The 14362-nt window shown below is 30.1% G+C and carries 13 protein-coding genes; 8 read left to right on the top strand and 5 right to left on the bottom strand.

Going from position 1 to position 14362, the window contains the following annotated elements; translation table 11 throughout:
• The first annotated feature begins 32 nt into the window (after positions 1 to 32).
• Together map and V7R38_RS05720 are read left to right on the top strand one after the other, a co-directional pair.
• Complete coding sequence (map, locus tag V7R38_RS05725; protein WP_015481277.1) at positions 33 to 842, top strand: type I methionyl aminopeptidase; 810 nt, start codon at positions 33 to 35, stop codon at positions 840 to 842.
• Positions 843 to 1613 carry a class I SAM-dependent methyltransferase gene (locus V7R38_RS05720; RefSeq protein ID WP_334056570.1) on the top strand — a complete coding sequence of 257 codons (771 nt, stop codon included), beginning with the start codon at positions 843 to 845 and terminating at the stop codon, positions 1611 to 1613.
• Here the strand turns inward: V7R38_RS05720 and V7R38_RS05715 are convergent, their stop codons facing one another.
• Both V7R38_RS05715 and V7R38_RS05710 read right to left on the bottom strand, forming a co-directional pair.
• Positions 1614 to 2933 (bottom strand): hypothetical protein, encoded by a 1320-nt coding sequence (locus V7R38_RS05715; RefSeq protein WP_334056568.1) that lies wholly within the window; start codon positions 2931 to 2933, stop codon positions 1614 to 1616.
• 83 nt (positions 2934 to 3016) lie between these two features.
• Positions 3017 to 4003: an FAD:protein FMN transferase gene (locus V7R38_RS05710; protein ID WP_334056565.1), complete on the bottom strand. Its 987-nt coding sequence runs from the start codon at positions 4001 to 4003 to the stop codon at positions 3017 to 3019.
• Between the two features lie 114 nt (positions 4004 to 4117).
• On the opposite strand from V7R38_RS05710, the gene V7R38_RS05705 reads away from it, so the two are divergent.
• Entirely contained in the window at positions 4118 to 4966 is an 849-nt protein-coding gene (locus V7R38_RS05705) for an OmpA/MotB family protein (protein ID WP_041383475.1), read from the top strand.
• An 85-nt stretch (positions 4967 to 5051) separates the two neighbouring features.
• The gene (locus V7R38_RS05700; protein ID WP_334056562.1) at positions 5052 to 5540 is read left to right on the top strand and encodes an AAA family ATPase; all 489 of its coding nucleotides are present in this window, start codon (positions 5052 to 5054) and stop codon (positions 5538 to 5540) included.
• A gap of 15 nt (positions 5541 to 5555) precedes the next feature.
• Here V7R38_RS05700 and V7R38_RS05695 read toward each other — a convergent pair whose 3' ends face one another.
• Together V7R38_RS05695 and V7R38_RS05690 are read right to left on the bottom strand one after the other, a co-directional pair.
• A complete protein-coding gene (locus V7R38_RS05695) occupies positions 5556 to 5918 on the bottom strand; it encodes a hypothetical protein (RefSeq protein ID WP_015481283.1) in 363 nt (120 codons plus the stop codon).
• The gene (locus tag V7R38_RS05690; RefSeq protein ID WP_334056558.1) at positions 5918 to 7270 is read right to left on the bottom strand and encodes a DEAD/DEAH box helicase; all 1353 of its coding nucleotides are present in this window, start codon (positions 7268 to 7270) and stop codon (positions 5918 to 5920) included. The genes V7R38_RS05695 and V7R38_RS05690 overlap by 1 nt, the downstream gene beginning before the upstream one ends.
• A gap of 101 nt (positions 7271 to 7371) precedes the next feature.
• On the opposite strand from V7R38_RS05690, the gene V7R38_RS05685 reads away from it, so the two are divergent.
• Genes V7R38_RS05685 through V7R38_RS05670 form a run of 4 tightly spaced genes read left to right on the top strand, consistent with a single transcriptional unit; the run spans position 7372 to position 12642 of the window.
• The gene (locus V7R38_RS05685) at positions 7372 to 8136 is read left to right on the top strand and encodes a TatD family hydrolase (protein WP_334056556.1); all 765 of its coding nucleotides are present in this window, start codon (positions 7372 to 7374) and stop codon (positions 8134 to 8136) included.
• A 3-nt stretch (positions 8137 to 8139) separates the two neighbouring features.
• Positions 8140 to 8631, top strand: a complete 492-nt coding sequence (locus V7R38_RS05680; protein WP_334056554.1) for a methylated-DNA--[protein]-cysteine S-methyltransferase — start codon at positions 8140 to 8142, stop codon at positions 8629 to 8631.
• Between the two features lie 57 nt (positions 8632 to 8688).
• Positions 8689 to 12066, top strand: coding sequence for a hypothetical protein (locus V7R38_RS05675; protein WP_334056552.1), 3378 nt, complete (start codon positions 8689 to 8691; stop codon positions 12064 to 12066).
• 57 nt (positions 12067 to 12123) lie between these two features.
• The gene (locus V7R38_RS05670; protein WP_334056550.1) at positions 12124 to 12642 is read left to right on the top strand and encodes a DUF3575 domain-containing protein; all 519 of its coding nucleotides are present in this window, start codon (positions 12124 to 12126) and stop codon (positions 12640 to 12642) included.
• A gap of 72 nt (positions 12643 to 12714) precedes the next feature.
• Here V7R38_RS05670 and V7R38_RS05665 read toward each other — a convergent pair whose 3' ends face one another.
• A complete protein-coding gene (locus tag V7R38_RS05665; RefSeq protein WP_015481289.1) occupies positions 12715 to 14262 on the bottom strand; it encodes a glycine--tRNA ligase in 1548 nt (515 codons plus the stop codon).
• Positions 14263 to 14362 lie beyond the last annotated feature (100 nt).

The following is a 14362-nucleotide window of genomic DNA, read 5'->3' as shown; positions in this document are numbered from 1 at the left end:
TTGTAGTAACTTTGCGTTTCAATTTTTTTAAGATGATTAAGATTAAAACCAGAGAAGAAATAGAAATTATGCGCGAAAGTGCGTTAGTAGTTTCTAGAACATTAGGTATGCTTGCTAAAGAAGTTAAACCTGGTGTATCCACTTTATTTTTAGATAAACTTGCAGAAGATTTTATAAGAGAACAAGGTGCTATTCCTGGATTTTTAGGTTTGTACGATTTTCCAAACACACTATGCATGAGTCCAAACTCGCAAGTAGTTCACGGTTTTCCTACAAAAGAGCCTTTAAAAGAAGGTGATATTATCTCAATTGATTGTGGCGCTTTAAAAAATGATTTTTATGGTGATCACGCCTACACTTTTGCTGTAGGTGAAATTGATGCAGATACCAAAAAACTTTTAGATGTAACTAGAGAAAGTTTATATGTTGGGATTAGAGAATTTAAAGCAGGGAACAGAGTTGGTGATGTTGGTTTTGCTATTCAAAATTTTACTGAAAAGCATGGTTATGGAGTGGTTAGAGAACTTGTTGGTCATGGTTTAGGACGTAAAATGCATGAAGATCCAGAAATGCCAAATTATGGTAAAAGAGGAAGAGGTAAAAAGTTTACAGAAGGTATGGTTGTAGCCATTGAACCTATGATAAATATGGGAACTCAAAAAATTAGACAACACTCAGATGGTTGGACAATTACTACCTTAGATAATAAACCATCTGCTCATTTTGAGCACGATGTTGCTATAGTTAATGGTAAACCAGAGCTTTTATCTACTTTTAAATATGTACATGAAGCTTTAGGTATAGAAACTAACGAAGAAGATGAATTTAGACAAAATTTATAAATGTCTTTTTTCAAATCCATATTAAATACCATACCAAGACCTTTTTTAATAAAAGCAAGTTACGTAGTTAGACCTCTAATTGCTTTGTATTTGAAGGGCGATAAGTTTACAGACCCAATAGATGGTAAATCTTTTCGCAAATTTTTACCTTATGGTTATGGTAAACAACGCGAAAATGCACTTTCTCCTTCTACGTTGTCTTTAGAAAGACACAGATTAATGTGGTTATTTTTAAAGGATGAAACTAAGTTCTTCACAGCAAAAGAAAAACTAAAAGTTTTACATATAGCACCTGAACAATGCTTCTTAGACATTTTCAGAAATCAAGATAATTTAGAGTACATCACATCAGATTTAGAAAGCCCTATTGCAGATGTTAAAGCAGATATTTGCGATTTACCTTTTAAGGATAATGAGTTTGACGTTGTTTTTTGTAACCATGTCTTAGAACATATACCTGATGATAAAAAAGCAATGCAAGAATTGTTTCGTGTTTTAAAAAATGGCGGATTTGGAATTTTCCAAATACCTCAAGATTTAAGCAGGGCAACTACCTTTGAAGATGATTCTATTACAGATAAAAAACAACGAGCAGAAATTTTTGGGCAATATGATCATGTTCGTGTTTATGGTAGAGATTATTTTAATAAGCTTAGAAAAATTGGCTTTAGGGTTGATGAGGTAGATTATACAAAAAAAATCGCTCCAGAAAAACTAGAACGATTTTGTTTAATGAAAGGAGAAATACTCCCTGTTTGTTATAAAGACTAATTATTTACCTGAATTTTGTCTTAGAAAATCTGCCATTTTTGGCAACTTCTCTTGGCCTTTAATAATCATATTATCTCTCAAAATCTGATACGCACCAGAATTTAATTTCCTTACTTTCGAATCTCCACCATAAACTGCAGTTTCGCTTTTGGCATCAGATACTTTTGTTCCATTTTGATTTACCCAAACAGTTTTGTTATTTTTCATTGCTTGGTATTTATTTTGATAGAAATATCCTAAGTAACCAAAATCAGAAGAAGCATCTATTAAATTACCGTCAATAGAACACAAATAGTATTGTAATTTATAATCTTCTACAGAATATAGAGGATGAACTCCACCTCCTAAATGACCTCCAAATACATACCATTCTTTATCAACCTTAACCTCACCATCTTTGTTGTATTTATCAATTACATCTGCCTTTTTTAAATCTTTTAATAGATCTTCTTGGTTTGCTACTCTTACAAATTTTTTTGAGCTTACATCATACACCAATGGTTCTTTAACATTGTTTGGATAAGTTACAATACGCCCATTTCCTCTTGGCAACATAACCATACCATAATTTGTAGACAAAGTACTAAAGTCAGAAACAGCTGGTAACATTGCACCTACTTTACTTGAACTGTCGTAAGCAAATATTTTTGTTGGATTATCCTTCTTATTTTTAAAAACGAAATAACCATCAAACTGAAGTGCATCTGCATATTTACCAGTATTTATAATCGTTTCTCCTAAATCATTAATCAAGCCATAAGAACCATCGAGTTCTATCAATGCAAAACCATTTTTATTAAACTTGTAAAGGCTATCTACTTTAATTGCTAAGCTTTCAGATTGTTTAGACCAAGTTGCTTTTAAAGAATCTATTCTTCTAATTTCTTTCTCTTTTCGAAGTTTTTCTTCATTTTCAGCCTTAATTTCATTAGAAACTTCTTCAATAGTTTCTCTAATTAAAACGTATTCTTCTGTATTCTCAATATATTCTTCAGAACCTTTGTTCTTTGCTAGAAGAAAATATTGTTTCGAATAATCCTGAGCAATTTGTAAATAATTTAATTGCTCTTCTAGCGTATTTTGTTTGTGATGTACTTCGTAATGTATTTTAGAACCTAAGTGTGCAATTTTACGATCTGTTATGGTATCTGTAAACTTCATTGCTTTATTAAAGTAAGTTAAAGCAGTTTCGTAATCAACACTAGTTTCTATAGCTTCTTTTGCTCTTTTTAAATAAACATTTGCTATTTCCTTGTTTGATTGACTGTAAGACACAACAAAAGATAGCAAAAAAGCTAGGGTGAATAATTTAATTTTCATGGCGTTCAATTAATTTATGTAATTATTTTTTTTGGTATGAGCAAGATAGTAAAAATAACAAACTAAAAATGAACAAAATATACCTAATTGTGGGTATTTGTGGAGTATTCATTCAAATTTCCATCTTTGTCAGAAAATAGTAAAATAACCTCTATATTTTTATAATCTTCTAAAAAAGCTTTGGTCTTTTGTAAACCCATTGCCATAAAAGCAGTTGCATAAGCATCTACGTCTGCACAATCTAAAGGTGCAATTACAGAAGCACTTAACAAATTACTTTCGGTTGCTAAACCTGTTTTTGGATTTATGGTGTGCACGTATTTTTTACCATCGTCTGTAACTTTAAACTTTCTGTAATTACCAGAAGTGGCCATAGATTTCCCTGAAAGGTTTATAGTTTTATAACCTGTATTTACATCTACAGGATTCACCAACTGTATTAACCATGGTTTACCATTCTTCTTGACACCTTCTGCTCTTATTTCTCCACCAATTTCAACCATATAATTTTTGATGTTTTTAGATTCTAAAAATCTTGCAATAACATCTATTCCAAAACCTTTTGCTATAGAATTAAAATCTAAATAAACTTTAGGGTCGCCTTTAACAATTACTTGATTTTTAAGACTAACCTTATCTAAACCAACGTATTTAAGTTCTTCATTTATAACCTCTTCAGTAATATCTAACAATTCTTTTTCTGGGCCAAAACCATAGACATTTACTAAATTACCTACAGTAGGGTCAAAAAAGCCATCTGTTTGCTTATAAATGATTTTAGATTTTTCTAAAACTTCCTTAAAAATAGCATCTACTTTAACATTTTTTTCACCTTTGTTAATTCTTGAAATATCAGAATCTGGAATGTATGTAGAAACAGAATTATTCACTACCTCAAACAAACTATCTATCTCTTTTTGATAGTTTTTATCTGCCTCTAAATAGGTTATTTTATAGGTGGTACCAAAGACACCTCCTTTTAAAGTATAGTCTTTTTTTTCTACATTTTTAGCGCAAGAAACAAGCAGAAATAAAACCAAAAAACGACTTATTACAATTCGAAATGACATAGATAAAAATTTAGAAACAAAAATAGGATATAAAATTTTCATAAAATACATGCATTGTTACTATTTATTTAACGATTTTGTTAAATTTGTCTGAGAATATATAATTTATAAATGATGAAAAAATTAACAGCGGTAGTAGTTTTATTTACTTTTTTTATGACTTCTTGTGTTTCAAAAAAAGAGTTTGTAGCCTTACAAGAAGAGCATGCACAGGCTAAAGACGAATTATTAAAAGTAGAAACTAGTTTACAAAAATGTTTAATTGAGAAAGAAAAACAAGACACTAAAGTTTTTGCATTATCTGAGCAGGTAAAATATTTGCAAGAAGATAAAAAGACAGCTTTAAAACAAGTAGAAAACTTAACAGTTTTAACTCAATCTTCATCTGATAACATTAAAAATGTAATTTCACAATTGAGTGAAAAAGACAAATACATCAATGGAGTTAGAAAAGCAATGACTCAAAAAGATTCTTTAAATCTTGCAATTAAATACCACTTAACTAGAAATTTAGCTGATGGTATACAAGATAAAGATATTGAAGTGAATGTAGAGAAAACAGTTGTTTTCATTTCTATATCAGACAAGTTATTGTTTAAAAGCGGAAGCTATAATGTAACTGAAAATGCTTACACAGTTTTAGATAAAATTGCGAAGGTTATTAAAGATCAACCTAAAATGGAAGTTATGATTGAAGGTCATACAGATACTACACCTATTAAGAGAGATTTAATTCAAGATAACTGGGATTTATCTGCTTTAAGAGCAACTTCGATTACAAGAATTTTACAGTACAAATTTGGTGTTAAACCAGAACGTTTAATTGCAGCTGGTAGAAGTCAGTACATTCCTTTAGCACCTAATGATACTGCAGAAAACAAAGCAAAAAACAGAAGAACAAAAATTATTATTATGCCTAAATTAAATCAATTCTTTGATTTATTAGAGCAAGATTCTGAATAATTCTTCAGTTTAAATTTTATAAAAAACCAACTCTAATGAGTTGGTTTTTTATTTTTAATCAAACAACAAACTTAATACGATTTCAATGATACATTTAATTGTAGGAAATACAGGTTCAGGCAAAACAACCTATTCAAATGCATTAAAACAAAAAATAAATGGCATTGTTTTTTCTATAGATTATTGGAACAAAACCTTATTTTTAAAAGATAAAAAGATAGAGGATGGTTTAGAATGGTTTCTTGAAAGAATTGATAGAGCTGAAGATGTAATCTTAAATTTAGTGCATCAATTAGAAAATACTAAAACAGATTCTATTTTAGATTTGGGCTTATCAAAAGTAGAACATCGAGAAAAATTTAGAAAGTTTGCAGCCCAAAATGGTTACGATCTTAAAATTCATTTTTTAGACATTTCAAAAGAAAAAAGACTTGAGAGAGTTTTACATAGAAATAAAACTAAAGGTGTTACTTATCAATTTGAAGTAACTCAAGAAAATTTTGATTTTATGGAGGCTTGGTTTGAAAAACCGAATCAAGAAGAAATGGTAAATGGAATAACCATTACTAATTAAAATGTAAATTTATACTTACAACAACTTTAAAAAATCATCAAAAGCCACATAATAAGGCTGATCTTTAAACACCGGATTTTCTACACTTTCTGCATTTGCAATACCTACACCTGCATACCACACCTTTGCATTTTGCTTTTTTGCGTGGTTTAAAAATGTTTCCATCCAGATTGTATCATATTCATTAGGGTTCTGCAAATTATTAGTTGCTTTTACCAAAACAAAAATAGTAGGTTCTCCTTTTTTAAAAAGTACAAATTGTGGATGTCTTTTTAACTGACTGTTTATAGCTTGAAATTCATAGCCCATTTTTGTAAGCTTCTCACCCACAATATTCATGGCTAAATTATGCAATTCTTGAGCGGTTAAAATCTGCATTACTTCTTTTTATTTCGTCTGTTGTAATTTTTATCACCTCTTGTTTTAGGCTTTTTATATTTTTTGGCAATTTCTCTTCTGTAAGAACCACCTAAATTTACTTTGCTGTTCTTTTCACTTTTTTCATGAAAAGCTGGGCCAGGCACATACTCTAGACCTGTTCTGTTTTTAGATTGTTCTCTATCTTCTTTTGGGCGTTCATCTTCTGTTAACTGCGTAGAGATTTCTATTTCTTCTGGTAATTCTAAAAGAGGAATTTTATAATCCATCAAAGCTTCTATTTCCTCTTTTGCTTCTTGCTCTTTTGCAGTAGATAATAAAATAGTTTTACCCGCTTTTTCAGCCCTACCTGTTCTACCAATTCTATGCATGTAGTTTTCAGGGAAATCTGGAGTATCAAAATTAATAACATGACTTACATTATCAAAATCTAAACCACGAGCCATAACATCTGTAGCCACCAAAATTCTGTTATTACCTTCATCAAACTGACGAATTGAACGTATTCTATAATTCTGAGTTTTATTGGAATGTATTACACAAGTTTCACTACCAAAAACTTCTTCTAAATGCTTAAACAAATAATCCGCAGTTCTTTTAAAACCCACAAAAATCAACACTTTATTATAAGTTTCTTTATCACCTAAAAGATGATTTAGCAAATTAACTTTGGTAAAAAAGTTAGGTACATTATAAGAGATTTGTTCAATATTATCTAAAGGTGTACCACTTACTGCAATTGATATTTTTTCAGGATTTTTAAAGAAATCGTAAATTAATTCATCCACATCTTCTGTCATGGTTGCAGAAAATAATACATTTTGTCTTCTTTCAGGTAGAATATCAAAAATGTTCATTAGTTGAAAACGGAATCCCAAATCTAGCATTACATCAACCTCATCTATCACCAATTTTTGAATTGATTTTAGCTTTAAGGCATTGCTTAACCCCAGGTCATATAAACGTCCAGGAGTTGCCACAATAATATCTTGGCCCTGCAAAATGGCCTGTTTTTGTGTATTGATGTTTGTACCACCATAAACCCCTAAAACACGAGTATTAATGTATTTAGATAACTTTTCTATTTCATCTACAACTTGCACTACCAATTCACGAGTTGGCACCAAAACCAAAACTCTTGGATGTTTCTGCTTAGAGAATTTTAAATCGCGCAAAATTGGCATCATATAAGCAAAGGTTTTACCTGTACCTGTTTGTGCAATTCCTACTACATCTTTTCCAGATCTCACTACAGAGAATGCTTGCTCTTGAATAGGAGTTGGGTTTTCGAAACCTAAATCTTCAATAGCATATTGTAGCTGATTAGATAAGTCTAATTCTTTAAAAGTCATATTATGAAATTTGTGCAAAGATACAGTTTATAAATAGCAATTCTTTTGATTTTATACGCATGAATATTCTTAATTTTGTTCATGAAAATTATTCACATTTCATGATTACAGATACACATACGCATTTATACTCAGAACAATTTGATGAGGATAGAAAAGCAATGATTCAACGTGCTAAAGATGCAGGCGTTTCTCGATTTTTTATTCCTGCTATAGATTCTAGTTATACAGACAGAATGTTAACTTTAGAGGAAGAAAATCCTGAAGATGTATTTTTAATGATGGGGCTTCACCCAACTTCTGTTAGGGAAAATTATCTTGAAGAATTGCATCACGTAAAAGAGTGGATTGATAAAAAAAGCTTTTATGCTATTGGTGAAATTGGTATTGATTTGTATTGGGATACAACTTTTTTAAAACAACAACAAGAGGCGTTTCGAACTCAAATTAAATGGGCAAAATCTCAAAAACTACCCATTGTAATTCATTGCAGAGATGCTTTTGACGAAATTTTTGAGGTCTTAGAATCTGAAAAAGGAGATGATTTAAGAGGTATTTTTCACTGCTTTACAGGTAACCTAGAACAAGCCAAGCAAGCTATTTCTTACAATATGAAATTAGGTATTGGCGGAGTTGCCACTTTTAAAAATGGCAAAATTGATAAATTCTTAAACGAAATAGATTTAAAGCATATTGTTTTAGAAACAGATGCACCTTATTTAGCACCTAAACCTTTTAGAGGTAAAAGAAATGAAAGCGCATACATAACCAATGTAGTTGATAAGTTAGTAGACATTTACCAAGTATCGTATCAAGAAATTGCACAGATTACCACTCAAAATTCTAAAGACGTTTTTGGAGTCTAAGTTATGGAATCAGAAATCACATACCACAAAACACCAATAGGCATTGCAAAAATTACAGGCAATGAAAATGGTATTCAATCTGTTTGTGTACTAGATGAAAAAGAAGTGCTTAAAGAAGACTTAGCTAAAAAAACACCTGAGCTATTGCAAAATTGTGTTACTCAATTAGAGGAGTATTTTAATGGAGAAAGAGCAAGTTTTGATTTAACTGTAAATCCTGAAGGAACACATTTTCAGATTAAAGTTTGGAAATCATTACTAAACATTCCTTATGGTAAAACTAGAAGTTATTTAGAACAAAGTAAAACTTTGGGCGATGCTAAAGCCATTAGAGCAGTTGCTGCTGCAAATGGGAAAAACCCTTTATGGATTATAATTCCTTGTCACAGAATTATAGGTTCTGATGGATCTCTAACAGGATATGCAGGTGGTCTTTGGCGTAAAAAGTGGTTGTTAAATCATGAAAGCCCCAATAAACAACAATCTCTTTTTTAAAAAAAGGCATCGTAAAACATAAAAAACATATTTTTACGTTACGTACATATTGTTAATATGTTTAAAAAAATACTTTTTCTTTTTTTCTTATTTATTGGGTTCTGTATTCAGGCTCAAACAACAAATACAGATTATAGAAAAAAAGTTTTAGAAGTAAAACAAGATACTATTCAGCTTGATTCTGTTCCTCTAAATCCTTTAGAATTCAAGATTTTTGACGCCACCAAAAAACGATTGTCAAAAACCGATTATAGCATCGACTTTAACAAGGCAATATTAATTGTTGATGCAAAAAAATACCAAATCCTTTATGTAGAATATTATCGATTACCCAATTTTCTAACAAAAGTTTACACTCCTTTTGATAAAAAATTAATTATCAAACAAAATACCAATCAGGGAAAACTATATAGCTTAACTACAAATAAAAAACCTTCAGAAATTAATTTGTTCGAAGGTTTAGAAACACGAGGTTTTATTACTAGAGGATTAACTTCGGGTAACAATCAAAATGCTGTAACCAACTCTGCTTTAGACCTAGAAATTTCTGGTAAATTATCTAAAAATGTATCATTAAGAGCCAATATTTTTGACACGAATATTCCCATTCAAGAAAATGGATACTCTCAAAATTTAACAGATTTTGATCGAGTTTTTATAGAAATGTATGCCAAAAATTGGCGTGTTAAAGCTGGTGATTTATCTCTAAAAAATTCAGAAACATTTTTTTTTCCTTTTGTAAAACAAGTTGCTGGTTTAGAGGTAGAAGCAAAAGTTACAGATGATTTACTAGTAGCTGCTTCTGGCGCAGTTGTTAGAGGTACTTTTAATACGTTTACATTTACAGGAATTGAGGGCAACCAAGGTCCGTACAAAATTTTAGGCGCCAACAATGAAGCTGCTATTTTAATTATTGAAGGAAGTGAAAAGGTTTACGTTAATGGCACCCTTTTAAAACGAGGGGAAAATGAAGATTATAACATTAATTATAATTTAGGGGAAATTACGTTCACCACTACTTTTCCTATTACTAATGACATGCGAATTTGGATAGATTTTCAATATTCAGAAAGAAATTATACACGATTTATTACTTATGAAAAAGCGGAATATAAAGGAGAAAAATTTAGTTTAGCTGGTTACTTTTATTCAGAAAATGATGCAAAAAACCAACCTTTACAACAAAGTTTAACCAACGACCAAAAAGAAATATTAGCCAATGCTGGTAATGATATCAATGCAATGTTTGCAGAAAGTGCATTCTTAGATACTTTTGATGAAAATAAGATTCTCTACAAAAGAGTAACGAATACCAACGAAACTTTTTTTGAATATTCCACAAATGAAAATGATGAATTATTTTCTGTAACTTTTACTAATGTTGGCAGTAATAATGGCGATTACGTTTTAGACAGAACCATTGCTATTGGAAATATTTATGTTTATGTTGGCGCAAATCAAGGAGATTACAATCCTGTTGTTCGATTAATTGCGCCTTCAAAATCGCAAATGTTTGTTGTAAAATCTTCTTTGAATGCTACAAAAAAAATAACTTTAGATGCAGAAATTGCATTAAGTAATAATGATCAAAATCTATTTTCAAACATAGGTGATGATGAAAATATTGGCTTGGCTGCTAAAGTAAATTGGCAACAGGTTTTAATAGATAAAGAGTGGAAATTGGTTAGTAAAATCAGTCATGAATATGCACAACAAAACTTTAGAACAGTGCAAAGATATGAACCTGTAGAGTTCAATAGAGATTGGAATATACTTACAAACAATGCTACAAAAAATTACTTTCAATCAGAATTAAATCTTAGCAATGCAAAGGACGATTTTATTACTTATCGTTTTAACAACTTAACTTATGACAATGGTTTTAGAGGTGCTAAACACAGGTTAAAATCAAAAATAAAATCTAACAAAACTACTTTTTTTGCTGATGCTAGCTATTTATCTAACTCTTCAACTATTGAAGATAATTTCTTTTTAAGAGCAAGAGCAAAAGCAGAATATTCTTTACAAAAATCATGGCTAGGTTCTTTTATCAACATAGAAACAAATTCTAGAAAAGAGGCAAATACAAATCAATTTATAAACACAAGTCATAGATTTAAAGAATATGAAGCATACTATGGAATAGGAGATTCTACTAAAGTTTTTGCTAAAATTGGAGTAAATTACAGAAATAACGATAGTATAAAATCCAACTCATTTACAGAAATTAATAACCGAAAAACATTTTACGTTAATAGTAAACTTATTAAAAACAAAAACACCAATTTGGCAATTTATGCCAATTACAGACTTACTGAAAACGCTTTTACAGAAAATGAAAAAACACTAAATTCAAGAATCGTTTTTAATCAAAAACTGTTTAATAATTTTTTGAATATTAGCACCATTTACGAAACCTCTTCTGGAAACGTTGCAAGGCAAGATTATATTTATGTACAAACAGAACCTGGTTTAGGTTTCTATACCTGGATTGATTATAACAATGATGGTATTAAAGATTTTAACGAATTTGAAGTGGCTCAATTTCAAGATCAAGCAAATTATTTACGTTTACCTAAACCCAATCTAAGTTTTATTGCTACTCAACGTGCACAATGGAAACAGAATTTAACCATTAATTTAAGAAATTGGAGCTCAAAAACAGGGTTTAAAAAAATACTTTCTAAGTTTTATAATCAAAGTTTTTTAACAATAGAGAACGAACAGGAACGTATGGGAAATAGCTTTCAGCTTAATCCTTTTGATTTTGATGAAAATTCTTTAGTTGGTCTGAATTTAAATTTTAGAAACAGTTTGTATTTTAATAAAGACTTGCAACAACACAGTTTTACCTTTACTTATGGTAGCTCTAAGTTAAAACAACAATTCTTTATTGGTAGTCAAGAAAATAAAATTAGAATTCATCAATTAGATTATGCTCATAAATTCTCTAAATTTTGGTTGATAGAAATGCTAAACAAGCTAAGTAAAAACTATTTGGATACTGAGAATTTTACAGACAGAAACTATAGTATTGATGCTTTTGAAATTTCTCCGAAAATAAGTTTTCTATACAATAGCAATCATAGATTTTCGGCCTTCTATCATTTTAAGAATAAGGAAAACCAAATTGAAAATTTTGAAACCTTAGCTCAGCAAAAATTCGGTGTCGAATATTTTTTAATTGATAAAAAACAGAATCAAATCTCTGCAAACTTAAATGTGTTCTTAAACGATTTTACAGGCAATACAAATTCACCTGTTGCTTATCAAATGTTAGAAGGTTTACAAGCTGGTAAAAACTACACATGGAATTTGCTATTCAATAGAAAGCTGAACAGCTTTTTAAACCTTAATTTGAGTTACTTTGGAAGAAAAAGTGAAAACTCTAGAGCCATACATACAGGAAGTGTTCAGTTAAGGGCTATTTTTTAACTTTTTTACATTTAAATTTTAATACATTAGCTAGACTTAAAATCAAATTAATTATCTATGAAAAAAGTAATACTATTAGTATTTTTAGGTGTGTCGTTTATTTCTTTGGCACAAGAAAAAGAGAAAGTTTATCCACAAGATGTGGGCAAAAAACATGAACTTAAAATCAATGCATTAACACTAATTGCAGGTAAATGGATAGATGTTTCTTATGAAGGTTTAATTGATGAAGAATCTTCTTATGGATTAGCAGCTACCTTAAATACAGATACTGATGAAAGCAGTTTAAAATACGCGATTACTCCATATTATAGACGTTATTTTTCGGGTAAATATGCTAGAGGTTTTTTTGTAGAAGGTTTTGGTGCTCTTTTCTCTGCTACAGATCGTTACATATTTGGTAACAATGAAGATTTCGAAACAGGTTTTGCTTTAGGCGTTTCTGTTGGAGGTAAATTTGTTTCTAAAAAAGGTTTTTCTACGGAATTGCTTTTAGGTGTTGGTAGAAATCTGATAAAAGATTCTAGTTATGAAGGATTTCCAAGAATTGGAATATCTTTAGGTTACAGATTCTAAAAAATGATATTTTTAAACAAAAAAAATCCTCATGAAATAACTTGATGAGGATTTTTTTATGCTAAGTAATTCTTAAGCTTCCATTTTCTTAAGCCAAGTTTTTACATCAACTTCAGCTTTAATAATGGCTCTTAAATCAGAAATTTTAACACGCTTCTGATCCATAGAATCTCTGTGTCTAATAGTTACTGAATCATCTTCTAAAGAATCATGATCTACTGTAATACAAAATGGAGTACCTGCTGCATCTTGCCTTCTATAACGTTTACCAACTGCATCTTTTTCATCGTAAAATACATTAAAATCCCATTTTAAATCTTCTACAATTTGCTTGGCGACTTCTGGTAAACCATCTTTTTTAACTAATGGAAAAACTGCTGCTTTAAATGGTGCTAAAACTGCAGGTAATTTTAAAACGGTTCTTGTTGTACCATTTTCTAATTCTTCTTCTTGTAACGATTTAGAAAAAACAGCTAAAAACATTCTATCTAAACCAATAGATGTTTCTACTACATAAGGCACATAACTTTTATTTTCTTCATGATCAAAATACTGTAATTTTTTACCAGAAAATTCTTCGTGTGCTTTTAAATCAAAATCAGTTCTTGAGTGTATTCCTTCTAATTCTTTAAATCCGAAAGGAAAATTAAACTCAATATCTGCTGCAGCATCTGCATAATGCGCTAATTTGTCATGGTCATGAAAACGATAGTTCTCTTCTCCCATTCCTAAACTTAAATGCCATTTTAAACGTGTTTCTTTCCACGAATTATACCATTCTTTTTGGGTACCTGGTTTTACAAAGAATTGCATTTCCATTTGTTCAAACTCACGCATTCTAAAAATGAATTGTCTTGCTACAATTTCATTTCTAAAAGCTTTACCTGTTTGTGCAATACCAAAAGGGATTTTCATACGTCCTGTTTTCTGAACGTTTAAAAAGTTTACAAAAATACCTTGGGCAGTTTCTGGTCTTAAATAAACTTGAGTAGAATTTTCTGCTGATGCACCTATTTGTGTACCAAACATTAAGTTAAACTGCTTTACTTCTGTCCAATTTTTAGAACCAGAAGCTGGGCAACCTATACCTAAATCTACAATTAGCTGTTTAAAACCAACCAAATCACTTTCTTCTTGAACCCTAGTTAATTCAGCAGAAATTTCATCGATTTGTTTTTGTCTTCGAATTACATTTTGATTAGTAGCTCTAAACTCTTCTTCATTAAAAGCATCACCAAAACGTTTTTTTGCTTTAGCAATGTCTTTTTCTATTTTCTGATTTATTTTTTCTCTAAAATCTTCTACCAAAACATCAGCTCTGTAACGTTTTTTTGAATCTTTATTATCAATTAAAGGATCATTAAAAGCGTCTACATGGCCAGAAGCTTTCCAAGTAGTTGGGTGCATTAAAATTGCTGCATCTATACCTACAATGTTTTCGTGCATTTGCACCATTGCTTTCCACCAATAATCTCTAATATTTTTCTTTAGCTCAACTCCATTTTGAGCATAATCGTAAACCGCACTTAAACCATCATAAATTTCAGAAGACTGAAATACATAACCATACTCTTTTGCGTGCGATAAAACTTTTTTAAACTGATCTTCTTGTTTTGCCATAATGAGCGCAAAGATAAACGTTTACTGAAATTTATCAATAAAACTGTGATTTAAAAAGTGGTAAAAATCATTTTATGTATCTTTAGGTAGATTTCTTTTA

Source organism: Polaribacter sp. P097, from assembly GCF_036864555.1.
GTDB lineage: Bacteria > Bacteroidota > Bacteroidia > Flavobacteriales > Flavobacteriaceae > Polaribacter.
Note: the sequence above shows the minus strand (reverse complement) of the source record. Positions and strands in the feature narration are given on the sequence as shown.

Excerpts from the sequence above, each read along its gene's own strand:
- V7R38_RS05710 (WP_334056565.1), bottom strand. The coding sequence starts at position 4,003 with ATGTCATTTCGAATTGTAATAAGTCGTTTTTTGGTTTTATTTCTGCTT.
- V7R38_RS05695 (WP_015481283.1), bottom strand. The coding sequence starts at position 5,918 with ATGCAGATTTTAACCGCTCAAGAATTGCATAATTTAGCCATGAATATT.
- V7R38_RS05670 (WP_334056550.1), top strand. The coding sequence starts at position 12,124 with ATGAAAAAAGTAATACTATTAGTATTTTTAGGTGTGTCGTTTATTTCT.
- V7R38_RS05680 (WP_334056554.1), top strand. The coding sequence starts at position 8,140 with ATGGAATCAGAAATCACATACCACAAAACACCAATAGGCATTGCAAAA.
- map (WP_015481277.1), top strand. The coding sequence starts at position 33 with ATGATTAAGATTAAAACCAGAGAAGAAATAGAAATTATGCGCGAAAGT.
- V7R38_RS05675 (WP_334056552.1), top strand. The coding sequence starts at position 8,689 with ATGTTTAAAAAAATACTTTTTCTTTTTTTCTTATTTATTGGGTTCTGT.
- V7R38_RS05700 (WP_334056562.1), top strand. The coding sequence starts at position 5,052 with ATGATACATTTAATTGTAGGAAATACAGGTTCAGGCAAAACAACCTAT.
- V7R38_RS05720 (WP_334056570.1), top strand. The coding sequence starts at position 843 with ATGTCTTTTTTCAAATCCATATTAAATACCATACCAAGACCTTTTTTA.
- V7R38_RS05715 (WP_334056568.1), bottom strand. The coding sequence starts at position 2,933 with ATGAAAATTAAATTATTCACCCTAGCTTTTTTGCTATCTTTTGTTGTG.
- V7R38_RS05665 (WP_015481289.1), bottom strand. The coding sequence starts at position 14,262 with ATGGCAAAACAAGAAGATCAGTTTAAAAAAGTTTTATCGCACGCAAAA.
- V7R38_RS05685 (WP_334056556.1), top strand. The coding sequence starts at position 7,372 with ATGATTACAGATACACATACGCATTTATACTCAGAACAATTTGATGAG.
- V7R38_RS05705 (WP_041383475.1), top strand. The coding sequence starts at position 4,118 with ATGAAAAAATTAACAGCGGTAGTAGTTTTATTTACTTTTTTTATGACT.
- V7R38_RS05690 (WP_334056558.1), bottom strand. The coding sequence starts at position 7,270 with ATGACTTTTAAAGAATTAGACTTATCTAATCAGCTACAATATGCTATT.